Origin of the sequence: Nesterenkonia sp. (genome assembly GCF_029265375.1) — a bacterium.
Classification (GTDB): domain Bacteria; phylum Actinomycetota; class Actinomycetes; order Actinomycetales; family Micrococcaceae; genus Nesterenkonia.
Window position 1 is genome coordinate 78,361 of the sequence record NZ_JAJUJJ010000006.1, and the last position, 15,685, is coordinate 94,045.

At 67.8% G+C, this 15,685-nt stretch carries 12 protein-coding genes and 1 pseudogene; 8 read left to right on the plus strand and 5 right to left on the minus strand.

Annotated features, from left to right (window positions below; genetic code table 11):
• Positions 1-106: 106 nt before the first annotated feature.
• Positions 107-265 (plus strand): annotated as a pseudogene (locus tag Q1K09_RS13065) (SH3 domain-containing protein); the annotation flags it as partial.
• 107 nt (positions 266-372) lie between these two features.
• Here the strand turns inward: Q1K09_RS13065 and hisD are convergent.
• A complete protein-coding gene (hisD, locus tag Q1K09_RS04035; RefSeq protein WP_300343465.1) occupies positions 373-1,680 on the minus strand; it encodes a histidinol dehydrogenase in 1,308 nt (435 codons plus the stop codon).
• A 134-nt stretch (positions 1,681-1,814) separates the two neighbouring features.
• Between hisD and Q1K09_RS04040 the strand changes: the two genes are divergently transcribed.
• Both Q1K09_RS04040 and Q1K09_RS04045 read left to right on the plus strand, forming a co-directional pair.
• Positions 1,815-3,221 (plus strand): mechanosensitive ion channel domain-containing protein, encoded by a 1,407-nt coding sequence (locus tag Q1K09_RS04040; RefSeq protein WP_300343467.1) that lies wholly within the window; start codon positions 1,815-1,817, stop codon positions 3,219-3,221.
• A 185-nt stretch (positions 3,222-3,406) separates the two neighbouring features.
• Entirely contained in the window at positions 3,407-4,291 is an 885-nt protein-coding gene (locus Q1K09_RS04045) for a hypothetical protein (protein ID WP_300343469.1), read from the plus strand.
• Here the strand turns inward: Q1K09_RS04045 and Q1K09_RS04050 are convergent.
• Entirely contained in the window at positions 4,272-5,174 is a 903-nt protein-coding gene (locus Q1K09_RS04050; RefSeq protein WP_300343471.1) for an SDR family oxidoreductase, read from the minus strand. The two genes, Q1K09_RS04045 and Q1K09_RS04050, sit on opposite strands and share 20 nt — an antisense overlap.
• A gap of 19 nt (positions 5,175-5,193) precedes the next feature.
• Between Q1K09_RS04050 and Q1K09_RS04055 the strand changes: the two genes are divergently transcribed.
• The gene (locus Q1K09_RS04055; protein ID WP_300343473.1) at positions 5,194-5,601 is read left to right on the plus strand and encodes a hypothetical protein; all 408 of its coding nucleotides are present in this window, start codon (positions 5,194-5,196) and stop codon (positions 5,599-5,601) included.
• Between the two features lie 44 nt (positions 5,602-5,645).
• Here Q1K09_RS04055 and Q1K09_RS04060 read toward each other — a convergent pair whose 3' ends face one another.
• Positions 5,646-6,422 (minus strand): MBL fold metallo-hydrolase, encoded by a 777-nt coding sequence (locus tag Q1K09_RS04060; protein WP_300343474.1) that lies wholly within the window; start codon positions 6,420-6,422, stop codon positions 5,646-5,648.
• A 127-nt stretch (positions 6,423-6,549) separates the two neighbouring features.
• Between Q1K09_RS04060 and Q1K09_RS04065 the strand changes: the two genes are divergently transcribed.
• Together Q1K09_RS04065 and Q1K09_RS04070 are read left to right on the plus strand one after the other, a co-directional pair.
• The gene (locus Q1K09_RS04065) at positions 6,550-7,674 is read left to right on the plus strand and encodes a glutathione S-transferase C-terminal domain-containing protein (RefSeq protein WP_300343475.1); all 1,125 of its coding nucleotides are present in this window, start codon (positions 6,550-6,552) and stop codon (positions 7,672-7,674) included.
• Between the two features lie 47 nt (positions 7,675-7,721).
• On the plus strand, positions 7,722-8,513 hold the full coding sequence (locus tag Q1K09_RS04070; RefSeq protein ID WP_300343477.1) for an SGNH/GDSL hydrolase family protein: 792 nt from the start codon (positions 7,722-7,724) through the stop codon (positions 8,511-8,513).
• 6 nt (positions 8,514-8,519) lie between these two features.
• On the opposite strand, the gene Q1K09_RS04075 is transcribed toward Q1K09_RS04070, so the two are convergent.
• Positions 8,520-9,782 carry an aminotransferase class III-fold pyridoxal phosphate-dependent enzyme gene (locus Q1K09_RS04075; protein WP_300343479.1) on the minus strand — a complete coding sequence of 421 codons (1,263 nt, stop codon included), beginning with the start codon at positions 9,780-9,782 and terminating at the stop codon, positions 8,520-8,522.
• Between the two features lie 148 nt (positions 9,783-9,930).
• On the opposite strand from Q1K09_RS04075, the gene Q1K09_RS04080 reads away from it, so the two are divergent.
• Positions 9,931-11,406, plus strand: coding sequence for an NAD-dependent succinate-semialdehyde dehydrogenase (locus Q1K09_RS04080; protein ID WP_300343481.1), 1,476 nt, complete (start codon positions 9,931-9,933; stop codon positions 11,404-11,406).
• A 4-nt stretch (positions 11,407-11,410) separates the two neighbouring features.
• Here the strand turns inward: Q1K09_RS04080 and Q1K09_RS04085 are convergent, their stop codons facing one another.
• Complete coding sequence (locus Q1K09_RS04085; RefSeq protein ID WP_300343482.1) at positions 11,411-13,315, minus strand: BCCT family transporter; 1,905 nt, start codon at positions 13,313-13,315, stop codon at positions 11,411-11,413.
• 498 nt (positions 13,316-13,813) lie between these two features.
• Here Q1K09_RS04085 and dnaK point away from each other — a divergent pair, with 498 nt between their 5' ends.
• Entirely contained in the window at positions 13,814-15,682 is a 1,869-nt protein-coding gene (gene dnaK / locus Q1K09_RS04090; RefSeq protein ID WP_300343484.1) for a molecular chaperone DnaK, read from the plus strand.
• The last annotated feature ends 3 nt before the right edge of the window (positions 15,683-15,685 follow it).

The window sequence follows — 15,685 nt, forward strand, 5'->3', positions numbered from 1 at the left end:
CGGCGGTTGGGGGGACAGCTACTTCGAGGTCCACGGAGGCACCCAGTCGGCCTCCGCGCAGACCTCTGCCGGGCAGTGGACGGCGGTCTACTCGGTGCCGCTGCGTGAGCAGCCTGATTCCCAGTCCGACCGGCTGGCGCAGATCCCCCGCGGAGCAGTCCTGCAGACCGGACAGCGCAGCGGAAGCTGGATCGAGGTGGAGTACCAGCAGGAGGGGGAGACCCTCACCGGCTGGGTGAACACCCGCTACGTGACCACCGCGTGAGGGCAGGCGCACCAGCCTGCGGCAGACGCGCTCACCTCAGGCAGGCGCGCTCGAGCGGAGGCAGCTGAGGTCGCCTCAGCCGAGGGCACGCCCGGTCCGCGGATCCGCTATGCGAACCGGGCGGCCACCGCCTGGCCGTGGGCCGGAAGTCCCTCTGCGCTGGCCAAGGCCCGGACGTGGTCGCTGACCTGGGCGAGTCCGTCCTTGCCGTAGTGAACCACCTGCTGGGAGCGCAGAAAACTGGTCACGTTCAGGCCCGAGGAGTAGGCCGCAGCCCCGCCGGTGGGAAGCACGTGGTTGGATCCGGCCGCGTAGTCGCCCAGCGACACCGGCGTGTAGGGGCCCAGAAAGACCGCCCCGGCATTGGTGATCCGCTCGGCCAGCCCGGCGTCGTCGTCAGTCATGATCTCCAGGTGCTCAGCGCCGTAGGCGTTGGCGATCTCCACCGCCTGGTCCATGGTGTCCACCACGAGCACCGCCGACTGGGCGCCTGAGAGCGCCTGCTTCACCCGGTCCAGATGCTCGGTCGCCGCCGCCTGCTCCTCCACGTGGGCGAGCACGCGCTGGGCCAGATCCATCGAATCGGTCACCAGCACTGCGGCGGCCAGCACATCGTGCTCGGCCTGGGAGATCAGATCGGCAGCGATCAGATGCGCAGGGGCTGCCTCGTCCGCCAACACCATGATCTCGGTGGGGCCGGCCTCAGAGTCGATGCCCACAGTGCCCTGCACTGCACGCTTCGCAGTGGCCACATAGATATTTCCCGGACCGGTGATCAGCGAGACCGGTTCCACCGTCAGCTCCCCGGTCTCCTCCCGGGCGCCGTAGGCGAACATTCCGATCGCCTGCGCGCCGCCGGCGGCGAGCACCTCGTCGACACCCAGCAGCCGGGCCGCAGCCAGGATGGTGGGATGGGGCCAGCCGCCGAAGTCCCGCTGCGGGGGGGAGGCGATGGCCAGAGAACCCACTCCGGCCACCTGGGCCGGCACCGCATTCATCACCACGGAGGAGGGATAGACCGCCTGCCCTCCGGGGACATAGAGTCCCACCCGGTCCACCGGCACCCACCGGTTGGTCACCCGCGCGTCCGGTCCGGGGGAGACCACCGAAGCGGCCGGAAGCTGAGCTGTGTGCACCTCCCGTGCTCGGCTGATCAGCGTCTCCAAAGCCGTGCGCACCTGCGGATCCAGCTGATCAAGCGCCTGGTCCATCACCTCCTGCGGCACTCGCAGAGCGGCTGGACGTACGCCGTCGAACCGCTCGGCGAGCTGAAGAAGGGCCGGCACCCCCGTGGTGCGGACCTGCTCCAGAATCGGAGTGACCGCCTCCACCGTGGTGGAGATGTCGACGGCGGCGCGCGGAAGCACCGAACGGGCCTGAACCCGGCGGCCTCGAAGATCAGTGAGCGTGAGCATGCATCCCATTGTTCCCCGTCACCGGCCCGCCCGGCGATTCATGACGCTGCAGCTGTGGCGAAACCCACTCCCCAGTGAGTGATCGCTGTTCAGACCCGCGTGCCATCATGGCCCCCATGAGTGGCCTCACTGTGTTGACACGTGCACTGTCCGCCCAGCCGACCTCTGAGAGCACCGTCGGCAGCGATCCCGCCGAAAGGATCACCAGCGAGGTGGAGAACCACATTCCCAACGAGTTCGAGCAGATCGTCTCCGAATCCGGACCACTGATGGGCCTGCTCATCGGGGTGGGCATCTCCGTGGTGGTCGGACTGCTGGTCACGCTGATCAGTTCGGCCATCGTGACGCAGATCTTCCGCCGCAGAGCTCAAGTCAAACGTGCGGTCAACCGCACTCGCCCCGCCCTGTTCTGCATCCTGCTGTTCGTCGGATCCGCGCTGACCGTTCAGTACGCCGTGGCCGAGGCCTGGTGGCAGGGGCCGGTCTATGTGGCGCTGCTGATCGCGGTGATCATCTCGGTCGCCTGGTGGGCGCTGAGAGTGGTGAAGATCGTGGAGGCAGTCATCCTCTCCAAGTACATCGGGGAGGGGGAGCCCGATGTGGAGGATCGCCGCGGCCGCCGTGTGCAGACCCAGGTAGACCTGATCGGCCGCATCCTCGCGGCGATCATCATCACCCTCGCAGTCGCCGCGGTGCTGCTGCTCAATGAGAGCGTCCGAGGCCTCGGCGCCGGACTGCTGGCCTCGGCAGGTGTTGTCTCGGTGGTGGCCGGCCTGGCGATGCAGTCCACCCTCTCCAATGTCTTCGCCGGGATCCAGCTGGCCTTCACCGACTCGATCCGAGTCGGCGACGTCGTGGTGATCGAAGGGAACTTCGGCACGATCGAGGAGATCACGCTCTCCACCGTGGTCATCAAATCCTGGGACGGCCGCCGGTTCGTCTACCCCAGCTCCTACTTCGTCGCCACCCCGTTTGAGAACTGGACCCGGGTGGGCACTGAGCTGATGGGCACTGTGGAGCTCGACGTCGACTGGCGGGTGCCGATGGACGCGCTGCGCGCCCGGCTCAGCCGCCTGCTGTCCAGCACCGACCTGTGGGACGGCCAGACCGGCGCCCTGCAGGTCACCGACGCCACCGGCGGCCATCTGCAGGCCCGCGTGGTGGTCTCGGCCCGCAATTCCGGGGAGCTGTGGGATCTGCGCTGCCTGGTCCGGGAGGACCTGGTGAACTACCTGCGCTCCGAGCACCCCTACGCGGTGATGACCCAGCGCATGCTGCTGACCACCGAAGAAGCCCTCGGCCAGGAGCCTGCACCGGTGGCCACCGGGCAGTTCGGAGCCGTGGAGCCGCCCGAGCAGCCGGCGGCGGCGAAGCAGCAGCCTGGGGCCACCGCGGCCCCGGGCGAGTCATCCGAACCGGAGATCGCCGTCGACGAAGGACTGTTCACCGGCTCCATGGCCGCCGTGGAGCGCAACCGCGACTTTTCCGGCCCAGGAGAGGACGCCTACCGGGAGCGCCGCAGCCGGCAGGACGAGGAGTGAGCGGCGCACTGCAGACCACGCGGTCGCAGGCACACGTCAGGTCACAGTCGGGCAACAGGTGTGTTGCAATGCGGACACAGAAACCCGCTGACGGTGGGCACTGCCTGCGCGGGGCACTAGCGTAGGCAGGTGGACCAGGGCCGGGGGCTCACCCCTGCCCGCAGCCCGCCGAAGAGGAGACCGCCATGACCGTCCAGACGCACCCGGTGCCTGCCGCGCGCAGGCTCTGGGCACCCCGCGCCTGGACGGCCGGGATCCTGCTGCTGGGGCTGGCGGCCTGCGGCGGCTCCCCTGAGGACGAGCACCAGCAGGCCGCGGTGAAGGAGATCCCGCCGCTGGAGGAGCCGGACGAGGACTCCCCCTCAGTCCAGCAGGAGGGCGAATCCGGCGAAACGACGCAGGAGGATGCAGACCAGGGCGAAGACCCCGAAGAGTCGGACGACGCCGCCGAGGAGGTGGGCAGCCCGGCCAGCGGCTCCGCCGAATCCACGTCGGAGGACTCCGAGGAGGAGGCCGCTCGGCAGGCAGCAGAAGAGGCCGGCCCCTCAGCCAGTGCCGGAGACGACCAGGAGGACTCCAGCTCCGCGGTGCTCGACGCCACCGAGTTCAGCGCCGAGGCTCAGGAATCCAGGGGCTTCCCAGAGATGATCACCGAGTTTCCCGAGGACGGCGAAGAGCTGCTGCTGGAAGAAGTCCGGGTCGGTCACCACGAGGGCTACGACCGCATCGTCTTCGAGCACACAGGTCAGGGCGCCCCCGGCTGGTACGCCGAGTATGTGGAGGACGCCGTGGAGCCGGGGTCAGGCTTCCCGCTGGAGGTCCACGGCGAGGCCATCCTCTACGTCTCGGTAGTGGGACTGGTGCCCGGCAACGCCGGCGCAGAACAGGGCCAGCTGGAGATCTCCGGGCCCATCGACCACCCCGGCACCGTCTTCCGCGGCGTGCTGACCACCTTCGTGCACCACGGCGCGGCCAGCTACTACATCGGGCTGGATGAGCGACGCGAATACCGGGTCTCGGTCTGGGAGCATGAAGAGGGCCCCCGGCTGATCATTGACGTGCTGAACTGACCGAGTCCGTCTCGGACGAGTCTGCGTCCGCGGCGGCGGTGCCGTCATCGGACGCGTCCTCGGATCCGGCGGCGAGCTGCCGCTGGGCATCCTCGTCCTGGCCCGGAACTCCCAGTCCCCGGTCCGCGGCCCACTGCACCACCGAGTCCGGAATGAACTTCAGGGACGCGGTCAGCGCCTGATAGGTCCGCGAGGGGACGCATACCGCCGCTCCCTGGGCATTGGCCGTCAGCGCCTGGCGCACCACATCCTCGGCCTCCAGCCACATCCAGCGCTTCGCCCCCTGAGCGGTGATCCCCGCCCGCTGGTGGAACTCTGTGCGCACCAGCCCCGGGCACACCGCGGTGACGGTGACCCCGGCAGGCTTCAGCTGGCTGTGCAGCCCCTTGGAGAAGTTGATCACCCAGGCCTTGGCAGCAGAGTAGGTGCCGGTAGGCGTATAGCCGGCCACCGAGGCGACGTTGATGATCCGCCCGGCCCGCTGCGCCGTCATCGCCCGAGCTGCGGTGTGGGTCAGCTCCATGGTGGTCTGCACATGCAGGCGCAGCAGATCCCGTTCGGCGTCGAGCTCGTTGTCCACAAAGCTGCCGGCCAGACCGTGACCGGCGTTGTTGACCAGCAGGTGGACCGGGTGGGCAGTATCAGCCAGCCGCTCTTGCACCGCGCCGACGCCGTCGTCGGTGGTCAGGTCCGCCACAATGACCTCCGCGCGCACACCGTAGCGCGACGTCAGAGTCTCTGCCTGGGACTCCAGGCGGTCGTCGCTGCGTGCGGCGAGCACCACGTCATAACCCTGGGCTGCCAGCTGGCGGGCGAAGGCGGACCCCAGGCCTGCAGTCGAACCGGTGATCAGGGCAGTGTGTGAGGCAGTGCGTGAGCTCATGAGGGATATCGTAGAGTCCATGCGTTGGAAGAAGCTGAGCAGCTGGGGCGCGCCGCGGCTCGGATCCGATCAGTGGGCGCCGCTGCGCGCCGAGATCCTGGCCGAAGACCTTGAGGCGGTTGAGCAGGTGCTTGAGGAGCTGACCGGTTTCATGGACTTCTTCCGGGCTGATATCGACGGCGCACCGCTGACCGGAGTCACCGACGGGCAGCTGGCGGTGGCGCATCAGATCGCCACCGACACCTGGGGCCGACGGATGCTGGAGGTGACCTTCTACGCCTCCGGCCCAGAGGGAGAGTCCAGCCCCGATGCTTTCGAACGCCTGGCCCGCGCCGCCGGGACCCTGGTGGATGAGCTGCAGGCTGAAGGCGTAGCGGTGGAGGCCATCCGCTGGAGCGAGAGGCCCTACGTCACTCGCCCCTTCTGAGGCGCCCGCTGTCGAGGCAGCCCGCAGCCGCTGCAGGCGGCCGGCTAATCCGCCGGAAGACCCAGATGATGCAGCTGCGCGCCGGCAATCTTGCGCACCACCTCCGGCCGGACCGCCGTCTGCCGGCCGTAGATCAGCTCTCCCAGGGCGGCTGCATCGAGTGGCCCGTGCTCGTGCAGCAGGGCCCGCACCTGCTCCAACCGCTCCAGCCGGTGCCGTCGGTACTGGGCCACCACCGACGACAGCTCGGCACCTGCCGGCCCGTGGGCCGGAAGCAGCATGGCCCCGGGGTAGGCCTCCAGCCGCTGCAGAGTCTCCAGATAATCGGTGAGCGTGCCGTCGGGGAAGTCCAGCATGGTGGTGCCGCGGCCCAGCACAGTGTCCCCGGTGATCATCGCCTGCGCCTCCGGCAGCCACAGGCACACCGAATCCGAGGTGTGCCCGGGCGTGTGCAGCACCTCCAGCTCAACTCCAGCGGCGAGGAGGCGCTCGCCGTCGTGCAGCTGTTCAGCGCCCAGGCACAGCCGCGGGTCGAAGGCCCGCACCGCAGCACCGGCGCGCCGGGCCAACTCGGCGGCGGCCCCCTGGTGGTCGCGGTGCCGGTGGGTGAGCACCACCATGGCCACGGTGCGGGATCCGGCGGCCGACAGCAGCGCCTCCACATGCTCCGGATGGTCCTGCGGACCCGGATCCACCACGCACACCTGATCGGCGTCGGGGGAGCCGATCAGGTACGAATTGGTTCCCTCCAGCGTCATCGGTGAGGGGTTGTCGCAGGTGATCATCTGCACAGACGGAGGCATCGCGGTCGACAAGCTCATACCCCTACAGTAGAACCCTGGCCGCCGAGCGGGCCGGCTCGATACTGTGGAGCCAGCGCCGCCGCCGCGGCGCCGGACCCGGCCCCGCGCCGGTGAGCCGAGCAGCCCAGGCTGAAGGGAGCCGCAGATGAGTGAGCCGCAGAAGACCGTCGGGACCGAGCATTCCACCAAGGGCGCCTATGTGACCGGTGAGGAATTCACCCGGGACACCAACTACATCGAGGACCGGGTGGTGGCAGACGTCGACGCCGTCCGCTCCGCTGCGCCGGAGGAGTCCTCCAGCATCGGCGATCCGCGGATCCAGGGCCTCACCCCGGACGCCGAGGCCTGGCCGGTGGAGCCGGGGCGCTACCGGCTGGTGGCGGCCCGCGCCTGTCCCTGGGCGCACCGGTCGATCATCATTCGCCGCCTGCTGGGACTGGAGGACGCGATCTCGCTGGCTACCCCCGGTCCGGTCCACGATGCCCGCTCCTGGACCTTCGATCTCACCGAGGAGGGCCGGGATCCGGTGCTGGGCACTGAGCGGCTGCAGGAGAACTACTTCGCCCGGTTCCCGGACTATCCGCGTGGGATCACCGTGCCGGCGCTGGTGGACGTCCCCTCCGGACAGGTGGTCACCAACAACTACCCGCAGCTGACATTCGACTTCTCCACCCAGTGGCGTGAGCACCATCGCGACGGCGCCCCGAACCTGATCCCCGAACACCTCATCGACGAGATGCTCCCGGTGATCAAACGGATCTTCACCGAGGTCAACAACGGGGTCTACCGGGCCGGCTTCGCAGGTTCCCAGCGCGCCTACCGGGAGGCCTACCACCGGCTCTTCGACGCGCTGGACTGGCTGGAGGACCGCCTGGCGCGCCAGCGCTACCTGATGGGAGAGACCATCACTGAGGCCGATGTCCGGCTGTTCACCACCCTGGTGCGGTTCGATCCGGTCTACCACGGGCACTTCAAGTGCAACCGGCAGAAGCTGGCCGAGTTCCCCAATCTGTGGAACTACGCCCGGGACCTGTTCCAGACCCCGGGTTTCGGCGACACGGTGGATTTTGACCAGATCAAGGCGCACTACTACGTGGTCCATGAGGACATCAACCCCACCCAGATTGTGCCGGAGGGCCCCGAGCTGGACTCCTGGCTCTCCGAGCACGGACGTGACGCTCTGGGCGGCTCACCCTTCGGGGAGGGGACCGCGCCGGGCCCGGTGGCCGAGCATGAGAGACCCCCCGGAGCGAACCCGCTGTATCGCTGAGCGGCGGCCCCGGAGCGAACCCGCCGCATCGCTTGTAGGGTGGAGGTATGTCGGCAGCGGATGAACTCGACGGGCCCTTTGAGAAGCGCTATGTGGCGCTCGGCGACTCCTTCACCGAAGGTGTCGGAGACATCGACCCTTCCAGCCCCAACGGCGTGCGCGGATGGGCGGACCGGGTTGCCGCCCAGCTGATCGACAATGACAGCTCCTGGGGCTACGCCAACCTGGCTATCCGCGGCAAAAAGCTCCAGCAGGTCATCGACGAGCAGCTCGATGCCGCCATCGCCCTGGAGCCGACACTGGTGACCATCTACGCCGGAGGCAATGACATTCTGCGCCCGGTGGTCAACCTCGATGGCCTGATGGAGCGCTACCGCTGGGCGGTGCAGAAGCTGGTGGACACCGGAGCGCGCGTGGTGCTGTTCACCGGATTCGACTCCGGAAAGGCGCCGATGTTCCGCCTGACCCGCGGCCGCACCGCGATCTACAACGAGGCGGTGCGCAAGATCGCGGCCGACCTGGACCTGGAGCTGGTGGACTTCTGGCACATGAAGCACTTCCAGGACTGGCGCTACTGGGACGTGGACCGGATGCACCTGAGCATCGAGGGCCACATCTCCATGGCCAAGGAGGTGCTCGCCGTGCTGGGGGAGCGCGACGAGATTCCCCAGCCGGAGCTGGACGAGCCGGCGGTCTCCTCCCTGCCGGAGCGCGCACTGGCTGAGGCCGTGTGGACCAAGGACTACCTCTACCCCTGGGTGAAGCGCCGGGTGACCCGGACCTCCTCGGGGGACAATTTCAGCCCCAAGTATCCGAAGCTGACCAGCCGCATCTGGTGACCCTGCTCAGCGCAGCACCGCCGCCAGGGACTCTTCGAAGATCCCGACGGCGTCGTCGACCTGCTCCTCGGTGACCACCAGAGCAGGAATGAACCGGACCACCTCGGTCCACGGCCCGCAGGTCAGCAGCAGCAGGCCGCGCCGGGCCGCCTCCTGCTGCACCGCGGATGCCGTCTCGCCGTCGGGCCGGCCCTCGGCGTCGGCGAACTCCACCCCCACCATCAGGCCCAGGCCGCGTACGTCGACGACCTGCTCAGTCTCGCTGGTCACCTCGGCCAGGCGGCTGCGCAGCTGCTCGCCGCGGGAGGCCGCATTGGCCACCAGGTTCTCCTCGGCGATCACATCCATAGTGGCCAGCGCGGCGGCGCACGCCACAGCATTGGCGCCGTAGGTGCCGCCCTGGGACCCGGGCCAGGCCTTCTCCATGATCTCCGGACGGGCTGCGATCCCGGAGATGGGGAAGCCGGAGGCGATGCCCTTGGCCGTCATCATCACATCCGGCTGCAGCCCGAAATGCTCCTGGCCCCAGAACTGGCCGGTGCGGCCCCAGCCGGTCTGCACCTCATCGACGATCAGCAGGATCCCGTGCCGCTCGGCGCGTTCCCTCAGTCCGGCGAAGAATCGGGTATTGCCCGGCACGTAGCCGCCCTCGCCGAGCACCGGCTCTACCAGGAACGCCGCCGTGTCAGCAGGGTTGGACTGGGTCTGCAGCAGCAGGTCCAGCTCGTTGAGCGCGAAGTCGGTGGCCTGGTCCTCATCCCATCCGTAGGCGCGGTAGTGCGAAGGGTTCGGGAACGGGGCGACGACCACCCCGCCCATCAGCGGGGCGAACCCGGTCTTGAACTTCGTGCCGGAGGTCGTCATAGACGCCGCGGCCACCGTCCGGCCGTGGAACCCGCCTTGGAAGACCACAATATTGGGCCGCCCGGTGGCCTGGCGGGCCAGTCGCAGGGCCGCCTCGGCCGCCTCCGAGCCGGAGTTGGCGAAGAACAGCGAATCCAGCCCTGCCGGAAGCACCTCGGAGAGACGCTCGGTCAGCTGCTGCAGCGGCTGGTGCATGATGGTGGTGTACTGCCCGTGGATCAGCCGCCCCACCTGTTCCTGGGCTGCCTGCACCACTTTCGGGTGGCAGTGCCCGGTGCTGGTGACTCCGATGCCGGCGGTGAAGTCAAGATGCCGGGTGCCTGAGGTGTCATAGAGATAGACGCCCTCACCATGAGTGGCCACCACCGGTGTTGCCTGCTTGAGAAGCGGAGAAAGCTGAGCCACGAAGAACTCCTGTCAGATTGTTGACAATCGGAATGCGGGTATAGGCTACACACCGAGAACAGGTCCCGTCGATCACGGGCGCTGCCCACGGCGGGTGAGGTGCCCGGCGCTGATTGCGCTGAGCACGGCCCAATCCGAGGAGGACACTATGACTGCACCAGCCGCCCAGCGCGAAGCTCAGGTGATCCAGGACGCTCCGAAGCAGCTGTTCATCGACGGCCAGTGGCGCTCCGCCCGCTCCGGGCGCACCCTGGAGGTGGTCGATCCCTCCACTGCCGAGGTGGTGTGCACTGTGGCGGATGCGTCCGAGGAGGACGGCTGGGACGCCCTGCGGGCCGCGCAGCGGGCGCAGCGCGAGTTCGCAGCGGTGCCCCCGCGGCGGAGGGCAGAGATGCTCATGGGCGCCTTCGAGCTGATGCACCAGCGCAAGGACGATCTGGCCCTGCTGATGACCCTGGAGATGGGCAAGCCGCTGACCGAGGCCTACGGTGAGGTGGCCTATGCCGCAGAGTTCTTCCGCCACTTCGCCGAGGAGGCCACCCGGATCAGCGGCAACTACCAGGTGGCCCCCGCCGGCAATGCCCGGTTCCTGGTGGCCCGCCAGCCGGTGGGACCCTCGCTGCTCATCACCCCCTGGAACTTCCCGCTGGCCATGGGCACCCGCAAGCTCGGCCCGGCTATCGCAGCCGGCTGCACCAGCGTGCTCAAGCCGGCCTCCCAGACGCCGCTGTCCATGCTGGCGCTGGCGCAGATCCTGCATGAGGCCGAGGTTCCCGCCGGAGTGGTCAATATTCTGGTGACCTCCGACTCCGGGGGCGTGATGGAGCCGCTGATCCGCTCCGGCATCGCCCGGAAGCTCTCCTTCACCGGGTCCACCTCGGTGGGCAAGATGCTGCTGGAGCAGTGCGCCTCCACCGTGATGCGCACCTCGATGGAGCTCGGCGGCAATGCGGCCTTCGTCGTCTTCGACGACGCCGACCTGGACAAGGCAGTCGACGGTGCGGTGCTGGCGAAGATGCGCAACTCCGGTGAGGCCTGCACTGCGGCCAACCGGATCTTCGCCCACCGCAGCATCGCCGAGGAGTTCTCCCGCCGTCTGGCGGAGCGGCTGCGCCAGATGCGCGTGGGACGGGGTGTGGACGACGGGGTCGCCGTCGGCCCGCTGATCGATGAGAAGCAGCAGAAGAAGGTTCAGGAGCTGGTCGACGACGCCGTGCGCTCCGGTGCCAGTGTCCTGCTGGGAGGAGAACCCGCCGCCGGTGAGGGCTACTTCTACCCGCCCACGGTGCTCACCGATGTCCCGCGTGAGGCACGGATGTGGAGCGAAGAGATCTTCGGCCCCGTAGCCCCGGTCACCCCATTCGACTCCGAGGAGGAGGTCATCGACTGGGTCAATGCCACCGAGTACGGCCTTGTCAACTACGTCTACACCGAGAGCCTGAACCGCGCGCTTCGGGTGGCCGAGCAGGTGGAGTCCGGCATGGTCGGCATCAACCAGGGCGTGGTCTCCAACCCGGCCGCACCCTTCGGAGGCGTCAAAGAGTCCGGCCTGGGCCGCGAAGGCGGGGACACCGGCATCGACGAGTTCCTGGAGACCAAGTACATCGGTATTGCCATGGACTGAGGCCTCAGCCCTTCTGTGCGCTGCGCGGGCGGCCGTTGCCCTTGCCGGCGTCCTCCGGCTGCACAGTGGGCACCGGCCCGGTAGCCGTCTCCCACCATTCGGTGTAGACCGGGTTGTCCGTGTCCAGCCAGGCTCCTGCGCCCTGCCCCTGTGGAGCCTGCTCAACGGCCAAGGTGAAGTCATCGCCGTGCTCGGCGATGCCGGCTTCCACACTCTGGCGCAGCGCCTCCTTCTCGAAGCGCCGGCGCAGCGTCATCGGATCCCGTGCCAGCTCCTTGGCCCAGGCGATCATGATCAGCACCAGAATCACCGCGAACGGCAGGGAGCTGACCGTCATCAGCGACTGCAGCTGGCCCAGTGCGGCCTCGCCGGTGGTGGTCAGCAGCACGGCGGCCACTGCGGCCATGCCCACACCCCATACTGCGGTGTTCCACGTCTTCGGCGCCGGGGATCCGCGCTCGGCGATGGAGGACATCACCATGGAGGCCGAATCGCCGGAGGTGACGAAGAAGATGATCACCGAGAACATCACCACCGCCGAGGTCAGGGCCGACAGCGGCAGCCCGTCCAGCATGGTGAAGAACATCGCCTCATGGCTCTCAGCCGCTGAGATGCCGCCGGTCTCCTGCTCCATGGTCAGGCTGGTTCCGCCGATGATGGTGAACCAGATCAGGCAGACCGCACTGGGGGCGATGATCACTCCGGTGACGAACTCGCGCAGTGTGCGTCCGCGGGAGATCTTGGCGATGAACAGTCCCACGAACGGGGTCCAGGAGACCCACCAGGCCCAGTAGTAGATGGTCCAGGTGGACATAAAGTCCCCGGCAGACGTCTCCCCGGAGGTGTCCGGACCTGTCGCGGTCTGACCCATCAGGCTCGGCAGATCGGCCAGGAAATTCATTCCGACCCCGGGGATCAGGTTCATCAGCACAATGGTCGGGCCGGTGATCAGCACAAAGATGCCCAGCAGGCCGGCCAGCACCATATTGATATTGGACAGCGCGCGGATGCCGCGCTTGACCCCGGAGACGGCCGAGAGGACGAACAGCACGCACAGAATGGCGATGATTCCGATGATCGCCGCATTGCCCAGCGGGCCTACTCCGGCGATGATCTGCAGCCCGGTGCCGATCTGCAGGGCGCCGATCCCCAGCGAGATCGCGGTGGAGAACAGCGTCACCAGGATCGCCAGGATGTCCACCACAGCCCCCAGCGGACCGCGGGTGCGCTTGCCGAGTATCGGCTCCAGCAGCGCCGACATCAGTGGAACCCTGCCTTTGCGGTAGGCGGCGTAGGCTACGGCTCCGCCGACCAGGGCGTAGTAGGCGAAGGCTGGTGGGCCCCAGTGGAACAGCGTCTGGCTGATTGCTGCGTGCACCGCTTCCTGACCGCCGTCGGGAAGTGTGGAGTACATCGGCGGCAGGTCGGTGAAGTAGGTCAGCGGCTCCGAGGGGCCGTAGAAGATCAGCCCGATTCCGATGCCGGCGGAGAACAGCATGGCGATCCAGGAGACGGTGGAGAACTCCGGCTCCTCGTCGTCGGCGCCGAGCTTGCTGTGGCGGTGCCGTCCCAGGCCCAGCCACAGCATGAAGCCGAAGACCGCCACCGTGAGCATCACGAAGAACCAGCCCAGCTCGCCGGTGAAGAATCCGAGCGCCTCGCCGGAGACCAGCTCCAGGTTCTGCGGGGCGAACATCCCCCACAGCACCACGCCCAAGACGCTGAGGGCGGCGATGATGAACACCGGCACGTTCAGTCCGTAGCGTTTCGGTGTCTGATCGACTCCGATGCCCGGCAGCAGGGCAGGGTGGCTGCTGAAGCGTCCTGCCGGCTGGGTGAATTGGTCGATCAGCCGGCGCGTCCCCGGCCGGGAATGGCCGCTGCTGTGCGGCGGAGTCTGGCTCGTCATAGCCCCTTCACGTCCTGCTCGTCCTCTTCTTGCGATGTGATGTACAGCACCCTCCAGCCCGGAGGGCCTGTCATATGTCGCTACATCCGCTCGACCGGCGGGCCGGGAGCGGTCCGCCGGATGCGGTCCCGGCCCGCCCGCAACCAGGCCGCCCGACCCATCCGGGCCGCCCCCGCCGCCCCGCACCCAGCCGGGCCGCCCCCGCACCCAGGCCGCCCCGCGTCTTACGTGTCGGCGCACCCACTACTTACGTGCCGGAAAGGCCCAAACTGGCGCTGAAACAGGGGGAGTTTGGGCTCATCCGACACGTTCTGTGCTTGGGGCTTCCGGCGGGCGGGAATGATCCGCGCGGCGCCGTCGTTGGAATCCTCGAACGCAAAGTTGAGCGAGGTTGACTCAAGTGAGTTTGACACGACTCGGCTCAGGAAACAGACTTGAGCCGGAATCGCTCAACTGCGGCGATACGACGCTTTACACGTCCTGATGAAAGGAGTCCGCATGTCCCGCGCAGTCGGCATCGACCTGGGAACCACCAACTCCGTGGTCACCGTCCTGGAGGGCGGCGAGCCCACGGTGATCGCAAACGCAGAAGGCGCCCGCACCACCCCCTCGGTGGTGGCCTTCTCCAAGAACGGCGAGGTGCTCGTCGGTGAGGTGGCCCGTCGTCAGGCCGTCTCCAACCCGGACCGGACCATCTCCTCGGTCAAGCGCCATATGGGCACTGACTGGAAGAAGGAGATCGACGGCAAGGAGTACACCCCCCAGGAGATCTCCGCCCGCACGCTGATGAAGCTCAAGCACGACGCTGAATCCTACCTGGGCGAGGACGTCACCGAAGCGGTCATCACCGTGCCGGCCTACTTCAACGACGCTGAGCGTCAGGCCACCAAGGAAGCCGGCGAGATCGCCGGCCTGAAGGTCTCCCGCATCGTCAACGAGCCCACGGCCGCAGCCCTGGCCTACGGACTGGACAAGGGCAAGGAGGACGAGCTCATCCTGGTCTTCGACCTCGGCGGCGGCACCTTCGACGTCTCCCTGCTGGAGGTCGGAAAGGACGAGGACGAGTTCTCCACCATCCAGGTGCGCGCCACCGCCGGCGACAACCGGCTCGGCGGCGACGACTGGGACCAGCGGATCATCGACTGGCTGGTGGAGCAGGTCAAGTCCAAGGAGGGCGTGGACCTCTCCAAGGACAAGATCGCCGTCCCGCGCCTGAAGGAGGAGGCCGAGCGCGCCAAGAAGGAGCTCTCCAGCGCCTCCACCGCCACCATCAACATTCCCTACGCCACCCAGCACGACGGCGCCCCGGTGCACGTCAACGAGACTCTGAGCCGGGCGAAGTTCGAGGATATGACCTCAGACCTGCTGGACCGCACCAAGAAGCCGTTCCACGATGTGATCTCCGAGGCCGGTGTCTCCATCTCCGAGATCGACCACGTCATCCTGGTCGGCGGCTCCACCCGCATGCCTGCAGTGGCGGGCCTGGTCAAGGAGCTCACCGGCAAGGAGGCCAATAAGTCGGTGAACCCGGACGAGGTGGTAGCCGTCGGCGCTGCGCTGCAGGCCGGTGTGCTCGCCGGTGAGCGCAAGGACGTGCTGCTGATCGACGTCACCCCGCTGTCCCTGGGCATTGAGACCAAGGGCGGAGTGATGACCAAGCTGATCGAGCGCAACACCGCCATCCCCACCAAGAAGTCCGAGGTGTTCTCCACGGCCGAGGACAACCAGCCCTCGGTGGCGATCCAGGTCTTCCAGGGTGAGCGCGAGTTCACCCGGGACAACAAGCCGCTGGGCACCTTCGAGCTGACCGGCATCGCCCCGGCTCCGCGCGGCGTGCCGCAGATTGAGGTCACCTTCGACATCGACGCCAACGGCATCGTCCACGTCTCCGCCAAGGACAAGGGCACCGGCAAGGAGCAGTCGATGACCATCACCGGCGGCACCTCCCTGGACAAGGAGGACATCGAGCGGATGGTCGCCGACGCGGAGAAGCACGCCGAAGAGGACAAGAAGCGCCGCGAGGCTGCTGAGCGCCGCAATGCCGCCGAGGCCACGGCCTACTCGGTGGACAAGCTCCTGAAGGAGAACGAGGAGAAGATCCCTGAAGAGGTCAAGACCGAGGTCCAGGCCGACGTCGACGCCCTGAAGAAGGCCCTGGAGGGCACCGACAACGACGACGAGGTGCAGTCCGCCTTCGAGAAGCTGCAGGCTTCCCAGGTCAAGATCGGTGAGGCCCTCTACGCTCAGGGCGCCGAGGGTGCCCCCGGCGCTGAGGAGGCACCCGCCGGTGGTGAGACCGCAGGCGAGGACGAAGACATCGTCGACGCTGAGGTCGTGGACGAGGACGACGAGGCCGAGAAGAAGTAACAG